This is a genomic window from Hymenobacter piscis, from assembly GCF_018760735.1.
In the GTDB taxonomy this organism is placed as follows: domain Bacteria; phylum Bacteroidota; class Bacteroidia; order Cytophagales; family Hymenobacteraceae; genus Hymenobacter; species Hymenobacter piscis.
The window spans coordinates 224,207-247,630 of the sequence record NZ_JAHHZN010000001.1; the positions used below are offsets into that span (position 1 = coordinate 224,207).

The 23,424-nt window shown below is 64.2% G+C and carries 22 protein-coding genes; 6 read left to right on the top strand and 16 right to left on the bottom strand.

Going from position 1 to position 23,424, the window contains the following annotated elements:
- The first annotated feature begins 3 nt into the window (after positions 1–3).
- Positions 4–1,227, top strand: coding sequence for a hypothetical protein (locus KLP40_RS00955; protein ID WP_215591631.1), 1,224 nt, complete (start codon positions 4–6; stop codon positions 1,225–1,227).
- An 86-nt stretch (positions 1,228–1,313) separates the two neighbouring features.
- Here the strand turns inward: KLP40_RS00955 and KLP40_RS00960 are convergent, their stop codons facing one another.
- The 7 genes from KLP40_RS00960 to KLP40_RS00990 all read right to left on the bottom strand — a co-directional run bounded on the left by KLP40_RS00960 (position 1,314) and on the right by KLP40_RS00990 (position 8,135).
- On the bottom strand, positions 1,314–3,698 hold the full coding sequence (locus KLP40_RS00960; RefSeq protein WP_246558570.1) for a transglycosylase domain-containing protein: 2,385 nt from the start codon (positions 3,696–3,698) through the stop codon (positions 1,314–1,316).
- Positions 3,699–3,889: 191 nt separating this feature from the next.
- A complete protein-coding gene (locus tag KLP40_RS00965) occupies positions 3,890–4,150 on the bottom strand; it encodes a hypothetical protein (RefSeq protein WP_215591633.1) in 261 nt (86 codons plus the stop codon).
- 101 nt (positions 4,151–4,251) lie between these two features.
- On the bottom strand, positions 4,252–4,641 hold the full coding sequence (locus tag KLP40_RS00970) for a hypothetical protein (RefSeq protein ID WP_215591634.1): 390 nt from the start codon (positions 4,639–4,641) through the stop codon (positions 4,252–4,254).
- A 412-nt stretch (positions 4,642–5,053) separates the two neighbouring features.
- Positions 5,054–5,284 carry a hypothetical protein gene (locus KLP40_RS00975; protein WP_215591635.1) on the bottom strand — a complete coding sequence of 77 codons (231 nt, stop codon included), beginning with the start codon at positions 5,282–5,284 and terminating at the stop codon, positions 5,054–5,056.
- A gap of 99 nt (positions 5,285–5,383) precedes the next feature.
- Positions 5,384–7,012 (bottom strand): DUF4153 domain-containing protein, encoded by a 1,629-nt coding sequence (locus KLP40_RS00980; RefSeq protein ID WP_215591636.1) that lies wholly within the window; start codon positions 7,010–7,012, stop codon positions 5,384–5,386.
- A 57-nt stretch (positions 7,013–7,069) separates the two neighbouring features.
- Complete coding sequence (locus KLP40_RS00985) at positions 7,070–7,363, bottom strand: winged helix-turn-helix domain-containing protein (RefSeq protein ID WP_215591637.1); 294 nt, start codon at positions 7,361–7,363, stop codon at positions 7,070–7,072.
- A gap of 133 nt (positions 7,364–7,496) precedes the next feature.
- Positions 7,497–8,135 (bottom strand): hypothetical protein, encoded by a 639-nt coding sequence (locus KLP40_RS00990; RefSeq protein WP_215591639.1) that lies wholly within the window; start codon positions 8,133–8,135, stop codon positions 7,497–7,499.
- A gap of 369 nt (positions 8,136–8,504) precedes the next feature.
- On the opposite strand from KLP40_RS00990, the gene KLP40_RS00995 reads away from it, so the two are divergent.
- The 4 genes from KLP40_RS00995 to KLP40_RS01010 all read left to right on the top strand — a co-directional run bounded on the left by KLP40_RS00995 (position 8,505) and on the right by KLP40_RS01010 (position 11,462).
- The gene (locus KLP40_RS00995) at positions 8,505–8,927 is read left to right on the top strand and encodes a hypothetical protein (RefSeq protein ID WP_215591640.1); all 423 of its coding nucleotides are present in this window, start codon (positions 8,505–8,507) and stop codon (positions 8,925–8,927) included.
- Between the two features lie 70 nt (positions 8,928–8,997).
- Positions 8,998–9,786, top strand: coding sequence for a class I SAM-dependent methyltransferase (locus tag KLP40_RS01000; RefSeq protein ID WP_215591641.1), 789 nt, complete (start codon positions 8,998–9,000; stop codon positions 9,784–9,786).
- Positions 9,787–9,901: 115 nt separating this feature from the next.
- Positions 9,902–10,774: a UbiA family prenyltransferase gene (locus tag KLP40_RS01005; RefSeq protein ID WP_215591642.1), complete on the top strand. Its 873-nt coding sequence runs from the start codon at positions 9,902–9,904 to the stop codon at positions 10,772–10,774.
- A 64-nt stretch (positions 10,775–10,838) separates the two neighbouring features.
- Positions 10,839–11,462 carry a hypothetical protein gene (locus KLP40_RS01010; protein WP_215591643.1) on the top strand — a complete coding sequence of 208 codons (624 nt, stop codon included), beginning with the start codon at positions 10,839–10,841 and terminating at the stop codon, positions 11,460–11,462.
- Positions 11,463–11,626: 164 nt separating this feature from the next.
- Here the strand turns inward: KLP40_RS01010 and KLP40_RS01015 are convergent, their stop codons facing one another.
- Both KLP40_RS01015 and rho read right to left on the bottom strand, forming a co-directional pair.
- Positions 11,627–12,280: a DsbA family protein gene (locus KLP40_RS01015; RefSeq protein ID WP_215591644.1), complete on the bottom strand. Its 654-nt coding sequence runs from the start codon at positions 12,278–12,280 to the stop codon at positions 11,627–11,629.
- A gap of 256 nt (positions 12,281–12,536) precedes the next feature.
- Positions 12,537–14,711: a transcription termination factor Rho gene (gene rho, locus KLP40_RS01020; RefSeq protein ID WP_215591645.1), complete on the bottom strand. Its 2,175-nt coding sequence runs from the start codon at positions 14,709–14,711 to the stop codon at positions 12,537–12,539.
- Positions 14,712–15,197: 486 nt separating this feature from the next.
- Here rho and serS point away from each other — a divergent pair, with 486 nt between their 5' ends.
- A complete protein-coding gene (gene serS, locus KLP40_RS01025; RefSeq protein ID WP_215591647.1) occupies positions 15,198–16,472 on the top strand; it encodes a serine--tRNA ligase in 1,275 nt (424 codons plus the stop codon).
- A gap of 242 nt (positions 16,473–16,714) precedes the next feature.
- Here the strand turns inward: serS and KLP40_RS01030 are convergent, their stop codons facing one another.
- The 7 genes from KLP40_RS01030 to KLP40_RS01060 all read right to left on the bottom strand — a co-directional run bounded on the left by KLP40_RS01030 (position 16,715) and on the right by KLP40_RS01060 (position 23,333).
- Positions 16,715–17,971 (bottom strand): ATP-binding response regulator, encoded by a 1,257-nt coding sequence (locus KLP40_RS01030; RefSeq protein ID WP_215591648.1) that lies wholly within the window; start codon positions 17,969–17,971, stop codon positions 16,715–16,717.
- A gap of 23 nt (positions 17,972–17,994) precedes the next feature.
- Positions 17,995–18,435, bottom strand: a complete 441-nt coding sequence (locus KLP40_RS01035) for a response regulator (protein ID WP_215591649.1) — start codon at positions 18,433–18,435, stop codon at positions 17,995–17,997.
- 1 nt (position 18,436) lies between these two features.
- Positions 18,437–20,749 carry an ATP-binding protein gene (locus tag KLP40_RS01040; protein WP_215591650.1) on the bottom strand — a complete coding sequence of 771 codons (2,313 nt, stop codon included), beginning with the start codon at positions 20,747–20,749 and terminating at the stop codon, positions 18,437–18,439.
- Positions 20,725–21,300, bottom strand: coding sequence for a biliverdin-producing heme oxygenase (locus KLP40_RS01045; RefSeq protein WP_215591651.1), 576 nt, complete (start codon positions 21,298–21,300; stop codon positions 20,725–20,727). Before KLP40_RS01045 ends, KLP40_RS01040 begins: the two co-directional genes overlap by 25 nt.
- 202 nt (positions 21,301–21,502) lie before the next feature.
- Positions 21,503–21,937 (bottom strand): hypothetical protein, encoded by a 435-nt coding sequence (locus tag KLP40_RS01050; RefSeq protein WP_215591652.1) that lies wholly within the window; start codon positions 21,935–21,937, stop codon positions 21,503–21,505.
- Positions 21,938–21,988: 51 nt separating this feature from the next.
- Positions 21,989–22,156 carry a hypothetical protein gene (locus KLP40_RS01055; RefSeq protein WP_215591653.1) on the bottom strand — a complete coding sequence of 56 codons (168 nt, stop codon included), beginning with the start codon at positions 22,154–22,156 and terminating at the stop codon, positions 21,989–21,991.
- Between the two features lie 133 nt (positions 22,157–22,289).
- The gene (locus KLP40_RS01060; protein ID WP_215591654.1) at positions 22,290–23,333 is read right to left on the bottom strand and encodes a glycosyltransferase family 9 protein; all 1,044 of its coding nucleotides are present in this window, start codon (positions 23,331–23,333) and stop codon (positions 22,290–22,292) included.
- Positions 23,334–23,424: the final 91 nt, after the last annotated feature.

Below are 23,424 nucleotides of genomic sequence, written 5' to 3' on the forward strand. Positions count from 1 at the left end.
CTGATGCGACGGGTACTCCAGGCGTTTCTGGTGCTGGTGCTGCTGGTGCTCGGTTACCTGAATGTGCGCCTGTTTTACCGGCCGGACTTTACGCCGGCGGCCGGCTCCCCCCTCAACCAGGACGTGGTGGCCCAGCTGCGGTTTTTGCGCGGGCCGCTGCACCACGGGGCGGGCGCGCAGATGCAGCAGCTCTATCCCGAGGGCTTCGTGTATTTACACGCGCTCTACGCCCTGGCTTGGGCCGAGCTCCTGCCCCACCTGCCACCCACCGCCGCCCTCTATCAGGAAGGCCTGGCCGAAACCCGCTGGGCGCTGCGCGAAATTCAGTCCCCGGCCGGCCGGGCTCAGTTTGAGGATACCGACCTGCCGCTGCCCCGCGGCGCCTTTTACCAGGGCTGGTCGGCGTACGTGCTGGGACGCTACCTGGCCGCCCAGCCCGCCGCCCGCCGTGATACCGCCGACGTGGGCCGTTTTCACCGCCAGTGCGCCCTGCTGGCCCGCACCCTGGCCGCCAGTTCCTCCCCCTACCTGGAGTCTTACCCCGGTTCGGCCTGGCCCGCCGACGGCGTGCTGGGCGTGGCCGCCTTGGCCTGGCACGACCGGCTTTACCCCACCCGTTACCGCGGGCTGCGGCGGCAATGGGTTCAACGCGCGAAATCCCACCTCGATGACCGGGGGCTGCTGCCGCACCGGGCCACGGCCGGTACCGGCCGGAGCGCCGAAGCCGCCCGGGGCTCGTCGCAGAGCCAGCTGCTCAACTTCCTCATCGAAATTGATTCCACCTTTGCCCATGAGCAGTTCCGGATTTACCGCCGCTACTTCCTGACCTACCGTCTGGGTTTACCCGGGCTGCGCGAAGCGGCCCTGGGCGCGCCCTCAACTACCGACGTGGACTCGGGCCCGGTCATCTGGGGCGTGGGCGGCGCGGCTTCCCTGGTGGGCCGCCGCACCATGCAGCGCTACGCTGATACCACCACGGCCGTGGGCCTGCGCAACAGCATCGAAACATTCGGGGCCGCCCTCACCACGTCGGCCGGCAAACGCTACCTGGGAGGGCAGCTACCCATTGCCGACGCCTTTATTGCCTGGGCCAACTCGGTGGAAGCGGCCCGCGAAATCCGGGGCGCGACCGGCTGGCGCACTTGGTTTCAGCTGCTTTCCGCGCTGGCCGCGGCCGGGCTACTGGCCGCCATAATGGGGCTGCAACGCGGGCGCCACCATCCCTGAGCAGGCTCATAAAGTGAGCGAGCCCGTACCGCGCCAGGTCATTGCGCGGTACGGGCTCTTTTGATTCACATACCCAAGAAGGCCGCTTACAGCTTCAGGCTGTCGGGAATGGCCAAGCCCTCGTTCATTCTTTCCAACAGGTCGTCCACCACGATGCTGTCCACGGGCTCGGGACGGCGGCGGGGTTCGGCCGTTACGCAGTTGTACTTCTTGTTGATTTTAACCGTGGGCTGCGGAAACGGGCCCATCTTGATATCCAGTTCGGGGTCCTGGTAGAGTTTTTCCATGTAGGCCCCGAAAATGGGCAACGCCGTGCGGCTGCCTTCGCCCTGAGGCGAGCGGAAAAAGTGGATACTGCGGTCCTCGCCGCCCACCCACACGCCGGTAACCAGATCCTTGGTGATACCCATGTACCAGCCGTCGGAGTAGTTGCTGGTGGTGCCGGTTTTGCCGCCAATCTGGTTGTTTTTCTTCCAGAGCTCATACTCCCAGAGCGCCTGCGACGTGCCGCCGGGCTCCTCCATGCCGCCGCGCAGCATGTAGGTCATCAGCCAGGCAGTTTCGGCCGGAATCACGCGCTTCTGCTGGGGGTCGAATTGGGCCAGCACGTTGCCGTTGGCGTCTTCGATGCGGGTGATAATCATGGGCTCGGGCCGGAAACCCTGGTTGACGAAGGTGCTGTAGGCATTCACCATCTCGTACACGCTCACATCCCCGCCCGAACCCAGGCCGATGCTGGGTACCGGCAGCAGCTTGCTGCGGATGCCGACTTTGTGGGCGTACTTGGCCACGTTGTCCCAGCCCACTTTCTCGGTGAGCTGGGCCGTCACGGAGTTTACCGAGCGGGCCATGGCGTAGCGCAGGGTCATGTTCATGCCGGTGTACTCGCGGGTTACGTTATCGGGCTTCCACTCCATGGGCTGGCCGTTCTCCACGTAGTTGATGGTCACGCGCTCGTCCCGGATCCGGTCGCAGGGGGCGTAGCCGTTGTCGAGGGCCGTCAGGTACACGAAGGGCTTGAAGGTGGAGCCGGCCTGGCGCTTGCCCTGGCGCACGTGGTCGTACTGGAAAAAGCGGTGGTTGAGGCCGCCCACCCAGGCCTTGATCTGGCCCGTGAAGGGGTCCATGGTCATCATGCCCACGTGCAGGAAGTGCTTGTAGTAGGCCAGCGAATCGAGGGGGGAGAGCATGAGCGTCGTGTCGCCGTCGCCCTTCCAGGTAAACACCTTCATGGGCCGCTTGCGGTGCAGGGCCGAATCGAGCAGATCGGGGCGGCCCTGGTACTGGGCAGCCAGGCGCTTGTACTGCTGGGTGCGCTTCATCTGGGTTTCGATGAAGTCGGGAATCACCTTGCCGTCCTCGTCCACCCAGGGGTCGGAGCCGCGGTTACGCCAGAAGTTGTCGAAGGACCGTTGCAGGGTCTTCATCTTCTTCTGCACCGTTTCTTCGGCGTAGCCCTGCATGCGGGAGTCGATGGTGGTGTACACGCGCAGACCGTCGCGGTAGAGGTCGTAGCCGTTTTTGCGGCACCACTCGTTGGCTTTCTGACTCACGGCGCTCCGGAAGTAGGTTTCGGGGCCGTCCACGTGCTTTTCTACCTGATACTGCAACGCAATGGGGGTGGCCTGCTGAGCCTGTACCTGGGCGGCCGTGAGTACGCCGGCCTGGCCCATGCGCGTGAGCACCAGGTCGCGGCGGCGCTTGGCGGCTTCGGGGTGAAAGCGGGGGTTGAAAGCCGTGGGGTTGTTGAGCATGCCCACCAGCATGGCGGCCTGCTCGATGGTGAGCGAATCGGGGGCGGTGCTGTAGAACGTTTTGGCGGCCACCTTCACCCCGTAGGCCTGGGAGCCGTACTCCACGGTGTTGAAGTAGAGGGCCAGAATCTCGTTTTTGGTGTAGCGGCGCTCCAGCTCCACGGCTGTGAGCCACTCCTTGGTTTTGCTGATAATGGTGCCCACCAGCGGCACGTGGCCCAGCAGGCCGGTATTTTCCTTACGACGGGTTTTGTAGAGGTTTTTGGCCAGCTGCTGGGTGATGGTGGAGCCCCCGCCCCCGCTGCCGCCGGTGGCTACCCCAGCCACGGCCCGGGCAATGGCAATGGGGTCGATGCCGGCGTGGTCCTCGAAACGCACGTCTTCGGTGGCCACCAGCGCCTTAATGAGCCAGGGCGACATCTTGCTGAGCGGCACCGGACTGCGGTTTTCGCGGAAGTAGCGGCCCAGCAGCACCCCATCGGCGGTGAATACCTGGGAGGGTTGCTCCACGCGCGGGTTCTCCAGCTCCTCCAGGCTCGGCGACTTGCCGAACAGGAACATGAAGTTCATGCTCACCAGAATCGGGTACAGCAGAAACAGGCCCGCCCCCAGCGTAAAACCGGCCCACAACAGCCGGGAAAGTCGGTTGGGCCAGCGCCGGACCGGCTGAACTGGGGAAGAAGAATTCGGAGTATTCGACGGCTTGGAAGCGGACATGCGGGGCGCAGTGAGGCGGGCGCGGCCGGGCAACCCGGCAACGGAGCCGCAAATATACCAGTTGCGCGCGGGCTGGTACTTACGGTCATGCTAACAGGGGGCCGGAGCCGGGCCGGCTGGCCGCCAGGTGGGCCGTATCGTGATACCCTATTAGCCGACCGCCGAGGCGGGCACGGCACCGGATGTTGGCGCTAGTTCAGCAGCCCAAGCAACAATCCGAGTGCGAGCAGCCCCGTCGACATGGCGGCTACTGCATACGCTCCGCAGGCGGCCAGCTGCCAGAGCGCCCGCCAGCACCGCTGCCGGAGGTGGGGCCGCACCCGTTGAGCCGTGTGCGCCCCCAGCCACGGCAGCCCGAAGCCACAGGCCAGCAGCAAACCAGCAAACCAGCTTTCGGCCAGCGGATGATGCGGCCACAGTTCCTCCAGAAAAATCAGATTCAGCCAGCTCAATAGGGCGATTCCCAGCACCAGCCACCCCAGCCGGGGCACCGCCGGCCTCACCACGGCCCACAGGAAACAACCCAGCGGCTCCGCCCACGTTCCGGCCGGCCTCATAACCAAAGCGGGTCCGGGACCAGCCCGCCGCTGCCGATGAGCAGCAGCAGAACCAAACTAGCCAGGTGAAACACGAGGCAGAGCCAGAACACAAAATCCGCGAGGTAGCGGGACCGGTCCAGCAGCGAGGCCGGGGCGGCGGGCAGGGCCAGGGGCAGCGTGGCGCGGTAGAGCACCACCAGGTTGGCCACGGTCAGCAGCAGGGCCAGGAGCCAGGGCTGCTGCCAGCACTGCACCAGCTCCCCGAGGGCAGCCGCGTCCCGGGAGCCGAGGCGGTACCAGCCGGGCACCTGCCACCACGTCCAGAGCAGGGCGCAGACGGCCAGCAGCACCGCCAAGCCGCGGCCGGGGGAGATAGTGGGGGCAGAAGCAGTTTGGTTGAGCATGATGGACTTGGAAAAGCAGGATCAAGTCAGAGCTAGCGCCAGCAGCAGGAGCAGGCTACCGGGCGGAGTCAGGAGGTGGAACAGCAGGCAAGGCACCAATACCAGCACCCGCCTTATATCCTGACCGATATTTGGATGGATTCCACGCCATAGCGGGCGCGTAGCCTCTAGGAATAACAGCACATTCAGCCCGGCGACCAGCAGTAGCAAGCCTGTTCCATAAGTAGATTGGGTTAGTAGGTCCTTAGGCAGCATTAGGTATAAGCTCAGCAGCAGGATTGCTCCCGCGACAACTAGTAAACAGTGGGTAGTCGATCGGAAGTCGGACATTGAACCGGAAAGATTAAACTGACTCATTATCACCTGGACATACTAATCGAAGAACCTAATATCCACCTTGGGCAGAAGAAAGTCAGCGCCCCGCCACGGCCGCCGCGCCCGGGCCCCAGAGCAGCATCACGTGGACCAGGGTCCAGAGCAGGCTGCCCAGCAACAGGGCGGCGGCGGGCAGCACCACCGTAAGCAGGCGGCGGGTGCGGGCCGGCGCGGTGGCCGCCCGCTCCCGCCAGGTGAGCAACAAGGCCAAAACCGTAAGGCTGCCCAGGCACCAAATCAGGCCCAGGAACGTGAAGAAGAAAACCATGTCTTTTGAGCTTTTGGCTATCCGCTGACAGCGGATAGCCTTTTTGAGGACAGCAGGCGAAGGGGTGGGATAACCAGAACCGAAGCCGACAGCTAATGGCTATTGGCTAACCGCTGAAGAAAAAGCCGCCGACTCGGCGTAGGTCCAGCTTTGCCAGTGGGCGGTGCGCGGGTACTGCTGCCGCCATTGCCGGAGGCGGTGCCGGATGGCGGCGCGGGCCTGGGCCGGGGTGGCAGTGGTTTCGTAGTAGCTGCCGGGCGGGCTGATGATGATGCGGCGCATGCCGTCGAGGACGGGCTGGCGGGCGGCCAGCTCGGGCAGCACCCGGGCGGGCATTTCGAGCAGGAAGCCCAAATCCAGGGTCTGGAAGCGGGAGTTGAGGTTGTAGCGGGCCATCCAGATTTCCCAGTTGCCCAGGGCCAGCAGTACCAGCAGGCCGTAGGCGGCCAGGCCGTTGAGGCGCACCAGAGCGAAGGCCGAGCGCCGCTGCCAGATCTTGAGCAGCACCGTCAGGAGGCCAAAAAAAGTCAGCAGCAGAAACCCGTACACCCCGATACGCTTGTAGGCCAGGCCCGTGTGCAGGATGTAGTAGTAGTTGCGCAACCCCACCGACACGGCCAGCACCGCGTTCTGCATCACCCACACCGTAGCGCCCCAGCGCAGCACCGGCAGCCCGGGCAAATAGAAGTTGAGGTTGCGCCGGAAGAACCAGAGCACAATGCCCATGGCCACCAGAATACTGAAAATGAGCACGTAAGTCCCCTCGTGTACAAACTGGGTCAGGTCGAAGCCCGGGGCGGGCACGAAGCCGAACCAGATCCAGCGTACGTCAATGACGTTGACGACCAGCAGCAGCAGGTTGACGAGCGTGAACACGGCCAGGGCCGCCAGGTACTCCTTGCGCAGATCCAGCGCCCCCTGGCTCCGGGCCCGGAAATCGGGCCGGCGCACCCTGAAGGACGCCACCCGGTCGCGCTGCCGGCGCACGAACTCCCCAAACCGCGACTCCTGATCCTGAAAAAAGTGAGAAGGCACGACGACCAGCGCCCCGGCCGTGAGCGTGAGCCCGAGCAGAAAAAACAGCAGGTGAGCCAGGGAGAAATTCGGCCAGATGGCCGCCAGCCACTCGCCCAGCCGCTCCAGCACCGCCCCCACCAGAGCCGAGTAGCGCGGATTGGCCAGCACGAACAGCACGTGAAACACGCCCAGAATCAGGAGGGGCAGCACCAGCAGGCGCAGGTAAAAGCGGGTGCGCGCCCAGCGGCCCGTACCGGTCCGGGGCAGGCGCAGGTAGGGCCACAGCCCCGGCAGGGCCCGGGCCGCGCCGCCCAGCGCCGTGAGCAACGCAAAAGCCAGCAGCCGCAAGTGGGGCTGGTTCACCAAGCCCAGCAGCATAACCAGGGAAGCCACGCAGGCCAGCTGGGCCGCCCCCGACCCGTACCAGACTACGCCGCCCGCACTCAGTAGGGTACCCGCCAGCAGCAGCCGGAAGTAGCCGGAGTGCCACACCGCCGCGTGCCGGGGCAGCCCCGCCAGGGTGGCCCCCAGCACAAACAGCGTGTACAGGGCCAGGTTGAGACCCGCCCCGCGGTGCCAGAACAACCCGTCGAAAAGCACCGCGCCCGCCGGAATCAGCAGTTTCTGGAGCGTCGTGAGCGGTACCAGGAGCCGGCGCACCGGCACGGCGGCCGCAGCCGCGGCGGGAAGTGAAGCAGTGAGTATCGTCATACAATCATTGTTTAAAAGAACTTTGCAATTCAAAGTTTACAGACAAAAAAAGAGTGCTTACCCCCGCAGCAGTTTTTCCAAAGTCGCCAGATGCTCCTGAAAAGCCGTTTTGCCTTCCCGGGAAGCCGAGTAGGTCGTGTTCGGCTTCTTGCCCACGAACTGCTTGCTCACGCTCACGTAACCCGCTTTTTCCAGGGCCGCCACGTGGCTGGCCAGGTTGCCGTCGGTCAGGTCGAGGGCTTCCTTGAGTTCCGTGAAGCTGACCACCTCATTGGCCATGAGCACAGCCATCACGCCCAACCGCACCCGGTTGTCGAAAGCCTTATTGAGCGTGTGAATCAGGTGCTTCAAGAGGTCAAAGGTGAGGTGGTGAATTGGTGAGATGGTGAGTTTGGCGTTCAGCGGGCCTGATGGCGTGAATCAGGCAGGTGGCGCAAATGACGCAAGCATGACCGTTGAACGTCAAACTCACCATTTCACCACCTCACCTTTCGTGGCGGCTGTACATGAGCAGGCCGTAGCCGATGTGGCCCAGACCGAACCCGAGCGCAAAGAACGCCAGTCCGAAGCCGGGTAGCAACACGGCCACCAGCCCCAGCCCGATTTCGGTCAGGCCCAGCCAGCGGATTTCTTCCAGGGTGTACTTGCTGCCGTTGAGCAGGGCCAGGCCGTAGAACAACAGCAGCCCGGGCACCACCAGCCCCACCGCCCCCTGCACAAACAGCGCCAGGCAGAACAGGCCGCCCGCCACCAGCGGAATGGCCAGACTCAGGGCCAGGCGCCGGCCCAGGGCACTCCAGAGCGGCTGCCCGTCGCGGCGGGCGCGGCGCAGGGTGAAGTACGTGGCCACCACCAGGGCCGCTACCACGATGGCACAGGCCAACAGCACCAGAAACGGCAGAATCAGCCGCCGCTCGGCGGGCGTGCTCTGGAGCAGGCGCAGGTACCCGGCATCTGGGTACTGCCGGTTCAGGTACCAATGCCCCACTCCGGCCCCCACCAGCGCCACCACGCCCGCCCCTACCCCGCTCAGGCCACTAAGCGAAATAAAACGCGACGACCGCTCCATGATGGCGCGAATCTCGGTGAGCTGGGCGAGGGGATCAGTCGTGGGCTTGGCCATATCTCTAAAGAACTTTGTAATGCAAAGCAATCAAACTTCGCGGCTCTTTCCAAATAGGTATCTGTTTTTTTTCCGGCTCTCCGCCTCCTGATCGGCCCTTAGCCGGCGGCACCGGGCTTCCCATTCTGGTACTTCGTGGAGTTGACGGGCACTGGAAACGGTAGCAGCAGACTGCCCCACGGGATTAGCAGGTCCGGAAAGCCTCCTCATTTTGAGACTATTACATCCCATTAAAGAATCGAATAAATACAATCCGACCGGAACTAACCCGCCGTAGGTTGAATCATGCTTTGCCTGGCGAAAGGCGGTTCACTTCTCCCCTTGCGCTGACTGGCGGGGATACACTTTTCACTTTAAGCCCTTATTTACATGGAAATATCCTACTCTTCGGCCAACTATTCTACCGTTACCCGCACCCTGATTATGTGGCTACTGAGCAATCTGGGAGGCACGCTGTGGCTGCTGCTGGATTTTGCCTCCGACCGGCTGGAAGATTACTCCATTGCCCTGATGGTTGGCCTCACTGCGGCGCTGGCTTCGCTGGCCATTGTGCCGTTGGCCGTGCCGTTTTTCACGCTCATGAACGTGCTGCGCACGGGCTGGTCGCGCCGCTCCATGGCTTTGCTGGGCGTTACGCTGTTCTTTTTGCTGGCCAGTCAGTTGCTGCTGGCTTTCGTACCCCTCGAGTCGCTGACGGAGTTGTTGCCACTGTCGGTACCGTACTGGCTGGCGGCGGTACTTACGGTGCTCTGGCTTTATGGCCCGGCCCGGCAGGTAGGTGCCCCCCGCTAACTACTGCCCCAACCGCCTTCCTCCGAATCGGACCTCAGCCATTACGGCACTGGTTGCGTAAGGACGGGACATGAAGCTTCGCTGCCAGCTGTTTGAGTTCGAAGATTTGCCCTGGTTTCCGAACGTGATTCGGGCGGGCATGATGGAGTATCTGCGGTTCATGATTTCGGCCCTGGGTACTTACCAGCCCGTGGTTCCCCTGCTGGCCGAAGCACTAAGCCAGACCCGGCAAACCCGCATCCTGGAACTCTGCGCCGGCGCGGGCGGCGGCACGGCGGGGGTGCTGCGCCGTCTGCGCGCCACGGGGCAGCCGGCAGCCCGCGTCTGCCTCACCGACCTCTACCCCCAGCCCGCGGCCTGGCAGGCCCTGCGCGCCGCCAACCCGGGCCTGGAATTCGAGCCCCTGCCGGTTGACGCCACGGCCGTCCCCGCCGGCCTGACGGGTTTTCGCACGGTCTTCTCCGCCTTTCATCACTTTCCGCCCGCCGCCGCCGAGGCCCTGCTGGCCGATGCCGTGCGCCAGCGCACCGGCATTGGCGTATTCGAGGGGGCCGGCAAGCACTGGACCGAGCTGCTGCTGGCCGTAACGGTGCTACCGGTGGCCCAGCTGCTCATCACGCCGTTTATCCGGCCGTTCCGGTTCAGCCGGCTGCTCTTCACGTACGCGCTGCCCCTGATTCCGCTTTTTACCATCTGGGACGGGTGCGTGAGCATCCTGCGCATGTACCCACCAGACCAGCTCCGCGCCCTCGCCCGCCGCGCCGACCCCCAGGGGACCTTCCGCTGGGAGGCCGGCAAAGTGCGCCACTGGTGGGGTCCGCAGGTCACCTACCTGATTGGCGTACCGGCTGACAATTAGTAATTGACGCGCAGGAATGAGTACTTGGGGCTTCTTTGGCGCCAAGCACCGCGCAGCAGACTTCAACACCGGCCTGGCCGACCACCGGTTCTCACCCCCAATTCCACCTCACTGCTTGCTGATTACGAAGTACAAGAAAGCGCTGCCGCTGCTCCGGATTCCGTTTTCGGTGTACCTGATGCCGGTGTTCTGGTTTGGGCTGAGCGCCCTGCGGGAGCCGCTGAGCCTGGGGCGGGCGGTGGGCGTGTTCGTGGTGCTCCACCTGCTGGCCTACCCCGCCTCCAACGGCTACAACTCCTACTACGACCGCGACGAAGGCAGCATCGGGGGCCTGAAAAGCCCGCCGAAAGTTTCGGAGGAGCTGCTGCATTTGGTCTATGCCTTCGATGCGCTGGCGGTGCTGGGCGCCGGGCTGCTGAGTCCGTGGTTTGGGGTGCTGGTGCTGGTGTATTTGCTGGTGTCCAAGGCCTACAGCTACGAGGGCATCCGGCTGAAAAAGTACCCGCTGCTGAGCACGGCCGTGGTGGTGGTGTTTCAGGGCGCCTACACCTTTCTGATGACCCAGGTGGGCGTGGGCGCCGATTATGCCCGCCTCACCGAGCCCACCAACCTGCTGCTGGCCCTGGTGAGCAGCCTGTTTCTGTGCGGCTCCTACCCGCTCACGCAGGTATACCAGCACCAGGAAGACGCCCGCCGCGGCGACCGGACGCTTAGCCTGCGGCTGGGTATCCGGGGCACGTTCGTGTTTGCGGCCGGCGGGCTGCTGGCGGGGGCGGCGGTGCTGGCCTACACGCTGTGGGTGCGTCAGGAAACGCGCCATCTGCTGGTGTTTCTGGCCGCTACCGGGCCGGTGGTGGTGCTGTTTGGCCGCTGGGCGCGGGCCGTGTGGCTGAACCCCGCCGCCGCCGACTTCGAGCACACCATGCGCATGAACCAGGTGTCGTCGGTGTGCATGAGTGCGGCGTTTATCCTGATGCTGCTCTGGTAACCCCCGCCCAACAGCCGGCCCCCACACCGCGTAGACCGCCCTGATTTACCTCCGACTTTCCGCTATGCGAATTGCGCTGTTTTTGCCCGCTCTCGGTCTGCTGGCCGCCTGCTCCGCCCCCGATGCCCCCCAGTCCGCCGATCCGGCGGCGGCCCCGGCGGCCGCGGCCGCCCGCCCCGAACCCCTGGATACGGCCCGCGCCAGCCTCGCTGATCCGCTGGCCGACACGCTCAAAACGGTACGCCGCCGCCACGTGTTTTCGGCCCCCGCCTCCCCCGACGAGTTCGAGCTGACGCTACGCGGCCGGGACGTGCTCACCGGCCAGCTTACGTTCACCATCACCGACGCCAGCGGCCAGGTAATCTTCCGCGAGATGCTGACGCCCGCCGACCTGGAGGCCAGCCTGGCGTATGAGATGCAGACCCCAACCGTGACGCCGGCCGAGCGCGAAGCCTACATCCGCCGCCGCATGGATGAATTCTTCGCCGACAAAAACTTCCGCCAGCCGGCCCTCACCCCCAAAGATGCTTATCAGGAAGGCGGCGCCGACCGCCCCACCTGGACCGAGCTTCAGCAGCGCCCGGATGCGGTGGGCTTTGTGTATCTGGTGGGCAAAGAAGACCGCCGCCGCATTGCCTACGCGCCCGGTACCCGGCAAGTGGTGCAACTGCCCGGCCTCGGCAGCTAGCCTGTCCGGCCGGGCGCCATTCGCCCAGTAGCACGGTAGCGCGAACCTGGTAGTTCGCGCCCCGTGCGGTTCGGAATTGTTGAAACGGCGCGGGGGCGCGAACCGCAGAGGTCACGTTGCTACTGCTGCTACTCATTCATGGCTCGGATACGGCGCTGGAAAGCTCAGCTCCCGGCTTGTTCCAGCGCCTGCGTCAGGCCATCGGCGAAGGTGGCGTAGGGCTGGTACCCGCGGGCCAGCACGAAACCCTGGGAGCCGACGCGCAGAATGCTGGTGGGAAAGCCCTGAATCCCGATTTTCGCCACGGCGGCGAATTCCAGCTCGGTGCCCCGTACCACCTCGGGCGAGGCCAGCCGCTGGCGGAATTCGGCCGGCTCAATGCCGAAGGGCGCCACCAGCGCGGCGTAGGTGGCCGCATCGTTGAGGTCGGCCCCGTCCTGGAAGTAGGCCTGCTGCACCTGGTGAGCAAACCGGGCCGCCAACTCCTGGCGTAGCTGCCGGAACGCGTGAATGGCCCGGCAGGGCGGCTCGGAGTCCTGCACGTAGCGGCCGGCCGCGCCCAGGGCCCGGAATGCCGCCCCGAACGTGGCCCCCGTCACCTGCGTAACCTGCGCCAGGGCCCCACTCATGAGCGGCCAATCGGCCCCGATGGGAGTCACTTCCGGCCCGGTAAACATGCCCCCGCACAGCACCGACACGTCGAGGCGGCCGGCAAACTCCTGCTGCACCCGCTCGATAACGGGGCTCATGCCGTAGCACCAGGCGCAGAGCGGATCGGAGATATAGAGAAGTTCGGGGCGGTCGGGTTGGGGCTGCATGGGGCAAAGGTACCACGGCGAAGGTTGCGGTGGGCACTGCGCCGGGTGCAGACCGGGCGCGCCCCCCGGCACGGCTGCCTCCGCAATATTCCGCAGGTTCCCGCCGGGCTCTGCTTCCTGAAATTCACCAGCAACGGCCAGCATAACGTGCAGCGCTTCGTCCGGCAGTAGCCGCTCAATATCGAGACAGAGCACAAAGAGGCCCGTTTCGCGCAGTGCGAAACGGGCCTCTTTTTTTTATTGAGCATCCGGCTGCTTAGCCGTTCATGGCCAGCAGGAATTCTTCGTTGTCCTTGGTGCCTTTCATGCGGTCTTTGAGGAACTCCATGGCTTCGGAGGCCGTCATGTCCGACATGAACTTGCGCAGCACCCAGATGCGGTTGAGCTCGTCCTTGCTCATGAGCAGGTCTTCGCGGCGGGTACCGGAGGCCGGCACGTCGATGGCGGGGAAGATGCGCTTGTTAGCCAGCTTGCGGTCCAGCTGCAGTTCCATGTTGCCGGTGCCTTTGAATTCCTCGAAGATAACCTCGTCCATTTTGGAGCCGGTTTCGATGAGGGCCGTGGCAATGATGGTAAGCGAGCCGCCGTCTTCCACGTTGCGGGCCGCCCCGAAGAAACGCTTGGGCTTGTGCAGGGCGTTGGCATCCACACCGCCCGAGAGGATTTTGCCCGAGGCGGGCTGTACCGTGTTGTAGGCGCGGGCGAGGCGGGTAATCGAATCGAGCAGAATCACCACATCATGACCGCACTCCACGAGGCGCTTGGCCTTTTCGAGGGCGATGGTGGCAATTTTCACGTGGCGGTCGGCCGTTTCGTCGAAGGTGGAGCTGAGCACTTCGGCCTTCACGGTGCGGGCCATGTCGGTCACCTCTTCCGGCCGCTCGTCGATGAGCAGAATCATCAGGTACACCTCGGGATGGTTTTCGGAAATGGCGTTGGCAATTTCCTGGAGCAGCACCGTTTTACCGGTTTTGGGCTGAGCCACAATCAGGCCCCGCTGGCCCTTGCCGATGGGCGCGAAAAGGTCGAGAATCCGGGTGCTGTACTGGGCCGATTTGGTGGTCAGCTTGAGGCGTTCTTCGGCGAAGAGTGGGGTCAGGTTGTTGAACGGAATTCGGTCCCGGGCTTCTTCCACCGAGCGGCCGTTCACGCCCTGCACGCTCACGAGGGCAAAGTATTTCTCCCCGTCGCGGGGCGGCCGGATGGTGGCTTTCACCGTGTCGCCGGCCTTGAGGGCGAATTGCTTCACCTGCTGCGGGGCCACGTAGATGTCGTCGGGCGAGGCCAGGTAGTTGTAGAAAGGGCTGCGCAGGAAGCCGTAGCCGCCATCGGGCATCATTTCCAGCGTACCGTCGCCGGGAATCACGATATCCATTTCCGGCTGCTTGGGCGCCCGTTGCTGCTGCTGCTGGTCCTGGCGGTCATTCCGGTCGGGCCGGTCGGCGCGGGCTACTTCGCCGCCGTTGTTCTGGCGCTCGGCCAGGCGTTGCTGGCGGGCCAGCTCGCGGGCGGCGTAGCGCTCCTCACGGCGCTGCTCACGCATCTCGCGGCCGTCGGGGCGGCTGCCGTCGCGCAGGTTGCGGGGCTGGTCGTTGCGGGGCTGGTCGTTGCGCATTTCCCGGGGCTGATCGGCGCGGAGCTGGTCGTTGCGGCCGTTATTGTCGGGGCGCGACTGGTCAGAGCGGCCTTCCCGGGGGGGCTGCTCGGCCCGGTACTCGCGGCCCTCACGGAACACGCGGGGCTGGTCGGCGCGGCGCGGCGCGAGGGCGGCGTCACGGGCCGGCTCGGGGGCCGTTTCCACTTCCGGGGCCGGCACGGGGGCGGGCGCTACGTCGGTATCAGCAAGAGGCGTGGCGGCAATAGGCCGGCCGGCGCGGTCGGTGCGGGTGCGGCGCTCGGGGCGCTGGTAGAGCTTAACGGGGCGGTCCGTTTCGACCTCCGACGAGTCGGCGGCGGCGTCCGGAGCGGGCGCCACTGTTTCGGCCGGGGCGGCGGGCGGGGCAGTAGTTTCGGCGGCCGGGGCGTTCGGGGCGGCCACGGCCGGAGCGGGCGCCGCCGCTACCGGAGCTGCTGGCGTTTCGGCCGCCACCGGAGCGGCGGGAACTTCGGCCGGCGCTTCGGCTACGGCTGCTTTGCTTCGGGCCGCCGCCGTGCGCGGACTGGCGGCACGGGAAGCCGTGGTGCGGGAAGCCGTTTTTTTGGCCGCCGGCGCTGCTTTGGCGGCGGGCGCGGGTGCCTCACTCGGGGCGGATGCTTCCGGGGCGGACTTGGGAGCGGGCTTAGCGGCCGCCGGGGCAATGGCCTGGTGGTCGAGAATCTTGTAAATCAGATCCTGCTTGCTGAGCTTTTTGAAGTTGCCCACCTTCTGAGTTTCGGCAATTTCCTTTAGTTCGGACAGTAAACGGTCCTTCAACTCGTCAATAGTGTACATATAAGCTGTGGGGCAAAAGGGGGGGGCAGGGCCGCGCGAGACCCACGTAGAAAGGGGCTGGGGCCATTCCGGGCACAAAAGGCAGCCGCGACGCGGTGCCTGACGCAGAGAGAGGCGAGAAGTAAAACCGAGGGTGAAGCCGACTAGCGCGGGGCAACTTACGGGCGGGGCGCGGTACTCAAATGCTAACGGGCCCGCCGGCCAGAGCCGACTTGTATGTGCAATGTTAGCGTAATACGCGGGAACTGCCAAATCAGACAACGGATTTTACAGCCCGGCTTTCTTTACGCAGCAACCGGCCCGAAGGATACGGGATGCCAGCCGGTTAGCCCGGTCATATTCGGATCAAACCCCATTCGGACCCGAACCGTTGCGGGGCTACACCGGTCCTGGGCGCATGATTTTACGCGTACCGGCCCCGGGGCTGCGGTATCTCCCGAATCAAACGGCTATTTTTGGGCATTCCATCTCGCGTATTCTGCCCCTATGCTGCAAGTTTCCGTCCTCAAAGAACAAACCGCCGCCGTCCTGGCCGGGCTCGCCAAACGCCATTATGCCACGGCCGAGGCCGACGTGCAGGCCATTCTCGCCTTGGATCAGCGCCGCAAGGATCTGCAAACCGGCCACGATCAGGCCCAGGCCGAAGCCAACGAGCTGGCCCGCCAGATTGGGGGCCTGATGAAGAGCGGCGACAAAGCCGGGGCCGAGACGCTCAAGGCCCGCACCGCCGAGCTTAAGCAGCAAACCAAAGCGCATACGGAGGAGCTGGCCGAGGTGGAAAAAGAGTTACAGCAGGTGCTCTACAAGCTGCCCAACCTGCCCCACCACAGCGTGCCGGCCGGCCGCTCGGCCGACGACAACGAGGTAGTGCGCGAAGTAGGCCAAAAGCCCGAGCTGCCCGCCGGCGCCAAGCCCCACTGGGACCTGATTGAGCAGTACGACATCATCGATTTCGCGCTGGGCAACAAGATTACGGGCGCCGGTTTTCCGGTGTACAAAGGCCAGGGCGCGCGGTTGCAGCGGGCCCTCATCAATTTCTTCCTCGATGAAGCCCGCGCGGCCGGCTACACCGAAATTCAGCCCCCGATTCTGGTCAACGAGGCCTCGGGCTACGGCACCGGCCAGCTGCCCGACAAGGAGGGCCAGATGTACCACGCCACTGCCGACGACCTTTACCTGATTCCGACGGCCGAGGTGCCCATCACCAACCTCTACCGCGACGACATCATTGCTCCCGCGCAGCTGCCCATCCGCAACGCGGGCTACACGCCCTGCTTCCGCCGCGAGGCCGGCTCCTGGGGCGCGCACGTGCGCGGCCTCAACCGCCTGCACCAGTTCGATAAGGTAGAAATAGTGCAAATCACCCAGCCAGAGCACAGCTACGAAGCCCTCGAAGGCATGGTGGCCCACATTGAAGGGCTGCTGCAGAAGCTGGAGCTGCCCTACCGGGTGCTGCGCCTCTGCGGCGGCGACATGGGCTTTACCTCGGCCCTCACCTACGACCTGGAAGTGTGGAGCGCCGCCCAGCAGCGGTGGCTGGAAGTAAGCTCGGCCTCGAACTTCGAAACCTACCAGGCCAACCGCCTCAAGCTGCGCTACCGCCCCGAAACCGGCAAACCTCAGCTGCTGCACACGCTCAACGGCTCGGCCCTGGCCCTGCCCCGCATCGTGGCCGCTCTGCTCGAAAACAACCAGACCGCCGAGGGCATCCGCCTGCCCGCCGCCCTCCACTCCTACTGCGGCTTCGATAAGATTGGCTAAGGCAGGAAATGGCTGAATTGCGGGATGGTTGCATGGCTGAATTACCGGCCACTTTAAGCAGCTGCCACCTGGCCGCACTGCCTCTCCCACAAGAACGTCGTTCCATCAAAAATGCCCCTGACGAGCCTACGTCAGGGGCATTTGCTTTGTTCAGGGCCTTGTGCTGCAGGCAGGAAGAGCAACTGGCACGTGGTGTCGCGTGGCATCAATCCGGCTGTCCCGCCATCTAACCGTCCGGCCGTTCACCGCTTCAGGTACACGCGGAAGGTGCTGCCGGCACCGGGCTGGCTCTCGACTTCTACGCGGCCGCCAGCAGTTTGCACCAAGCGGTTGACCAGGAACAGGCCCACGCCGGTACCGTTTTCTACCTCGGGATGGAAGCGGCGAAACAGCTGGAACAACTCCGGGCCGTGGCGGTCCAAATCGATGCCCAGGCCGTTATCCTCCACTTCCACCACAGGGTTTCCATCCACGAGCAGGCTGCGCACCCTTACTTCGGGCGGTACGGCGGGGCGGCGGTACTTAATGGCGTTGGCAACCAGGTTCAGCAGAATCGTGCGCAGGTTAGTGCGGGCGTAAAGCACGGCGGGCTGAGGATCAAAATCGGTCAGGATGCGGGCCTGAGTGGCCACCATCTGGGTTTGCAGGGCCTGGCTAACTTCTTCCATTACGTCCGTCAGGGCTACCTGCCGGGTGGGCTCCTCGCCGGGCTGGCGCTGCTCCTGCACGGCCGAGGAAAGGTCGTCGATGGTGGTAGTCAGGGCCCGCAGGGAGGTATCCATCAGGTGGAATAGCTGGGCCTGATCGGGGTCGGGAGCGGCCGGGGTGGTGCGCCGCAGCTCTTCAAACAAGCCGCGCAGGTTGTGCACGGGCTGGCGCAGGTCGTGCGAGGCGGCGTACACGAAGTTGTCGAGGTTGGCGTTGGTGTAAGCCAGTTGCTGGTTAATGCTGTCGAGTGCCTCGTTCTGCCGCTTTTGCTGCTCATGCGCCAGTACCAGCGCCTCGTTCTTGTCGTCGAGCTCCCGCTTGACCTGCTGCAGGCTGTTGAGTGAGTCGCGCAGTTGGTGGTTAACGGCTTCTAATTCCGCGTGGTAACGGGCCTGGTACTGGCGCCACTCGTTTTTTTCGATGGCGTAGTGTACCGTTTTGCTGAGCAATTCCTGATCGAAGGCCCCCTTCACCAGATAGTCGCAGGCCCCCGCGTTGAGGGCGCGGGCCGCTACCGTTTCGCTGCCCCCGCCAGTAATCATGATAACGCACAGTTCCGTTACGGGACGCTGCTGCTGCAGTCCATGCAGAATGTCCATGCCCGTCATATCGGGCAGGTTGTAATCCAGCAACACGCAATCGGGCTGGTATTCCTGAAACAGGGCGAAGGCTTCCTCTCCCGAGCAAGCCTCCCGAAAATCCAGCCTCTCCTCTCCCTGCTGCCGCTTCAGGAAGCGGCGGTACAACATCCGGTCGGCCTCGTTATCATCAACCAGCAAAATTTTTTTCACAGGCGCGCGCGTAGGGTGGGCAATCAGGCCGGCAGTTCGGAGGCTTCGAGCCAGTAATGGACAATCAGCCGCACCTTTTCCTCCAGTTCGGCATAGCCGATGGGCTTGGTCAGGTAGCTGTTGGCCCCCAGCTGATAACAGGACGAAATATCCTTGGCGTTGGCCGAGGTCGTGAAAATGACTACCGGAATGGCCTGCAGGTGCTCATCCTGCTTGATGGCGGCCAGCACGTCGCGGCCGTCGAGGCCGGGCATGTTCAGGTCCAGCAGAATAATAGCGGGCAACACCTGGGGCCAGCCCACCTTGCGACCGTGGCCGCGGAGGTACTCAAGGGCCTGCTCGCCGTCTTCGCAGCGGAGCACCGGGTTTTGCAGCGCGTGTTTGCGAAAGGCCCGGCCCAGCGCCGTAAAGTCTTCGGCGCTGTCTTCTACGATGAGAATGGGCTTGATGGCAGTGGTATTCAAGTTAGTGCGGCGTTGGAACGGTGAAATAAAACGTGGCCCCCTGGCCTGCAGCGGAGTCAACCCAAATCTGGCCACCCATCTTCTCAATCATCTTCTTCACAATGGCCAGCCCGGCCCCGGTGCCGCCTCCGTACTTGTTCGGGCCGTGGAGGCGCTTGAAAATGCGGAAGATATTCTCGTGGTGCTTGGGGTCGATGCCGATGCCATTGTCGCGTACGTAGAGGGTACAGAAGCCCTCCGGCGTCAGTCCGCGCGGCCCCTGCACCGGGGCGGGGGCGGCCCCCACCCATACGTAGGGGTGGGGCTTATCGTTGTAGCGCATGGCATTGGTGAGCAGGTTGTGCAGCACTTCCCGCAGGCGTACTTCGTCGGCCAGCACCACGGGCAGGTCGGTTTCCACTATCAGGGCCGTGTTGGTTTCGCGCAGACTTACCTCCAGCGTGTCGCGCACTTCGTGCAGCACCTTCCCCACCGGCACCGGGCGCGGCTCCAGTTCCAGGCGGCCCACCCGTGAGAGCTGCAGCAGCGACTCGATGAGGTTTTCCATGCGCTTGCTGAGCCGAATCAGGGTCTGGAGCTTTTCCACGCCGTCGGCATCCAGCTTGTCGGCGTAGTCTTCCAGCAGGAACAGGGAGTAGTTATGAATGCCGCGCAGGGGCTCCTTGAGGTCGTGGGAAGCCACGTAGGCAAAGGAGTCCAGCTCCTCATTGCTGCGTTCCAGCTCGTGGTTAAGGCGACCCAGCGCGGCCGCCCGGGTTTCCATCTCGTTGAACATCTTGAGGCGGATGTCGGCAATGCGCAGGCGCAGCTCCCGGGCCGCTTCCACCTCCAGGGGCCGCCAGGCCTCGGCCGTATTCTCCACTGATTCGCTCCAGGCAGCAAACGACTGCCGGGGCGAGAGGAAGATTTCCCCGTCGCGCAACGTTTCGGCTTTCTGCTGCCGCCCCGCCCAGGTAACCTGCTGCACTACTTCGGGCCGAAACCAGATGAGGTAGTCGCCGTTCTGCTGATCGAGGCAGATAGCCATGACGCCGCTGGCCGTGGCCCGCAGCTTTGCCCCGGCCGGGTTGAGGCGGGCGTAGGAATTGGTGTGAAACACGTCTGGGCCCGCGTGCGTGCGCAGCCACGCCAGAAGCTGGACCAGTTCCGGCTGGCTAGGCGTGGCCCCGAGCGTGGCAATCTGCTTATCGAAACACACGGCCACGCCCCCGCAGCGGAACAGATCCATTACGGTGGGCGCGTGCTCGTAGAGGGCCCGGCGGAAATCGGGCATTTCGGCCAGGAGCCCGAACAGGCGGGCCTGGGTTTCGCGCAGGCGCAGCTGGTACTGGTAATCCTCAGTCTGCTCCTTGCTTTTGAGCAGCGAGGAGAACGTTTTGCCGATGAACTGGCACAGGTCGCGCAGCTCGTAGCTCACCAGGCGAGGCGTGTTGTGATGGCACACAATCAGGCCCCAGAGCTTACCGTCCCGGATCAGCGACACGCTCATGGAAGCCTGCACGCCCATGTTCTGCAGGTACTGCACGTGAATCGGCGATACGCTGCGCAGCACGGCGTACGTCATGTCGGGCGGGCGGCCGGTGGAGGGCGTGCGTACCGGCACCAGCGGGGCGGGCGCGTAGTTCACGTCGGCAATGAAGCGCAGCCAGCTGCGCAGGTACATGGCCCGGGCCTGCTGCGGAATATCGGTGGCCGGGTAGCGCAGGCCCAGGAAGGGCTCCAGGCCGGGCGCGTGCACCTCGGCCACTACTTCCCCGCTCTCATCCTCGGCGAAACGGTACAGCATCACCCGGTCGAAGCCGGTAATGCTGCTGATCTGCTCCACGGCGTGCTGGCAGAACTCCTGCACTGAGCCGGCGCCCAGCATCTGGCCCAGGGCTTCGTTGAGGGAAGGCAGATCCAGGGGGCCCGAAGCGGCCGGCTCCACCGGCTCGAACTCCAGCCACAGCAGCCCATCGAAGCGGTGCTGAATGAGCTTAAAATAGGGCTGGCCGGGCAACTGGCTCAGGCGCACGCCCTGCAGGCGGTGGCTCTCAGTGAGCGTCACCCACTGCGCCGCCAATTCCCGCAGGCGCTCTTCCGGAAAGAAAACCGACAGCTCCTGCCCGATCAGGTCCTCGGCGGCCACTCCGGTCATGGCCCGGGTATTGGCGCTGGCCTGCACCACCCGTTGGGTGCGCGGATCGAGGCAGAGCATAAACCCGTAGGGCTGGATGGAACCGGGAATATGAATGGGCTCCCGGTCGCAGTTGGTAAGCGTAACGGGCTGGCCCAGCAGGCTTTCATCCGTCAGGCGTTGTCCGATTCGATCCATTGGTGCAGGCGTTGAAAAGTAAGGGTGGCGGAGGCCACGATGTCGTCGGCCAGCTCGGACGTGGCCGCTTCGGTCAGCAGGCTGGTGAACGATTTCCAGAGCGGGCCGGTCTGCTCGGCGTGGCCACTGAAGTAGGCCCGGGCCGGGATGCCGTTTTTGGCCAGCTGGCGGGCAATTACCTGGCCGCCCAGGGTGGAGCCTTCCATGACGTACAAGGCCCCCAGCAGCTGGGCGCGCGTGCGCAGAGGCGGCAGGTTGGAAGCCAGCGGGAGCTCATCGGCGTGGGGCAGATCCTGGCGCAGCAAGTGGGCGCGGGCGCGGCGCTCCAGCTCCCACTCCGGCCCGAACTCGGCGGCGTGTTGGCGCAGCTGCTCTTCATAAGGAACCACGAAGCCGTAGAGCTTGGCCAGAAAGCGGTGCGTGACGGCTGCGGTGAGCGTGCCCGCGCCCAAGGCCCGGTTGAACTCCTGCTGCTCCAGGGCCTCGTGGGCCGGACGGGTTTCCTGCCGCAAACGCGTGAGAATGGGCAAGGGGGCAGCGGCAAATGACATAAGCAACGAAACGAAGCACCCACCACCGGCGGGTGTATCGGGCAGAGAACAGTAGCGGGAATACACAAATATATCCCGAATTATTTCGCCCTCCAGTACCGCACCAGCCCTTTATACGGCAAACGACCGCCCCGGCTACTGGCGGGGCGGTCGTTTGTGGTAGCGCCGGTAAGGCGGGCTGCTGATCAGGCAGAAAACAGCCTCAGGACTTGGGCGTGTAGGGGAATTTCTTGGAAGCGTTACGCATCAGCGCATTTACCATGCCCTCGGTGGAGCTTCCAACCGAGCCCGCGGCGGCGTAGTCGTACTTCCACAACAGCTTACCCTCATCCGACTCGTGGATGTTGACGGTGATATTGGCCTGGTTGGTGGCGCCCCAGGCCCCCACCAGCAGCCCCACGGCTACGGCAGCCCCGTCGCTCATGGGCTTGCTCGTGCGCACGCTGGTCGTCAGCACTGCATCTACTCCCAGCAGCTTGGCCAGTTCCTGGGGGGAGTAACTACGCAGCTCCGAATAGGGAATTCCACTTTCGCGCAGGCGGGAGTTGGTTTGCATTACATCCTGAAACCGCACGGTATAGCCGCGGTCGGTGGAGCGGCGCAGCAGCCAGGCATAAATGCGCTCCTGAAAATCCACACCGCTCTGCTGCTCCAGTCTGGTGAGCTGCTCGGCCGACGTATTGCGAGCCTAGTTGGGCCGCAGCTGCATGGTTACGGCAGCGGGCAGAATGGCCACCGTCTTGTGCTTGGGAGCGTAGGAGCGGAAATCCTGCGCCATATAAATGCTCGGCCCGCAGGCCGTGAGCCAGAGCCCCAGTAAAGCAAACGATAGAAAACGACGCGTAAAAAGCTTCATAGACCGAAAAAGTAAAAAATGAAAAACGAAGGATTCTGCCGGATCAGATTGCCTCAAATGTAAGGCCGCCTTATTGTACTTAGCAAATAAACGTACTGACCTATCAAACTTTTTTCACCGTAATCCGTAGCGCCTACCCTTCCAGGTCAAAGCGGATATCGCGCATGCAGCGGAAGTGGCCTTGGGGGCATTGCTCGTAGCCGATTTTGGAGCACGGCCGGCACGCGAGGCCGGGCACTTCCAGCACCCGGAACTCGGTGCGGTAGGGGTACATGCCGAACTCGGGCACGGTGTTGCCCCACACGCTCAGAATTTCCTTTTGGAAGGCGGCCGCAATGTGCATCAGGCCGGTATCGTGGCTGACTACCAGCCGGGCCTGCCGTACCAGCGAGGCCGACTGGTTCAGGTTGAACTTCCCGCAGGCGTTGTAGATGATAGTCTGGGGACCCGGCGTGGCCGGGACGGGCGGAAAATACGAGGGGCTATCAGGAATACGGCCCGGGACGGGCGGCGAGGCGGCCACGCCGGCGTCGAAGGCGGCTTCCACCACGTGGCCGGTGCTTTCGTCGAGGGGACCACCGAGCAGCACCACCGGCTGGCGCAGCAGTCCACACAGCTCAATAATACGCTCCACCGGCAGGCGCTTGGTGGCGTGCTGGGCCCCGATGGCGAAGGCCACGTAGCCGTGCTGAAAGGCGGGCGGCAGCACGGCGGCCACCGCTACCTCGTCGGGAGCGGGAATGAAATAATCCAGTCCCCGCTGGTCGTCGTGCACGCCCAGCGGGGCGGCGGCGGCCAGGTAGCGCTCCACAATATGCACGCGGGGCAGGAAATTCAGCTTCCCGTTCACGAGCAGCCACTTGCGCAGGTTGAGCTTATCGAAGCTGGCCGACTGCACGCCCAGCCGCAGCTTCAGCAGGGTGGTGCGCAGGTTGCGGTGCAGGTCGATGACGAAATCGAACTGCTCGGCCTTGAGCTCGGCCACCAGCTCGCCCAGGCTCCCGCTCAGGCAGTGCACCCGGTCTACGTACGGATTGTTTTCCACGATGCCCCGGAAGGCCGGCTTGGTGGCAAAGTGCACCCGCGCGCCGGCCACCTGCTGCTTCACGGCCCGGATAACCGGCGTAGTCAGCACAATGTCGCCAATGGAAGAAAAGCGCAGAATAAGGATTTTCATATCGGTTGCCCGTTGTCAGTTGTTAGTTGCCAGTCAAAAAGAATGTCATACCGAGCTTACCGAGGAATCTCGCGGGCTGACGTTGTACTGG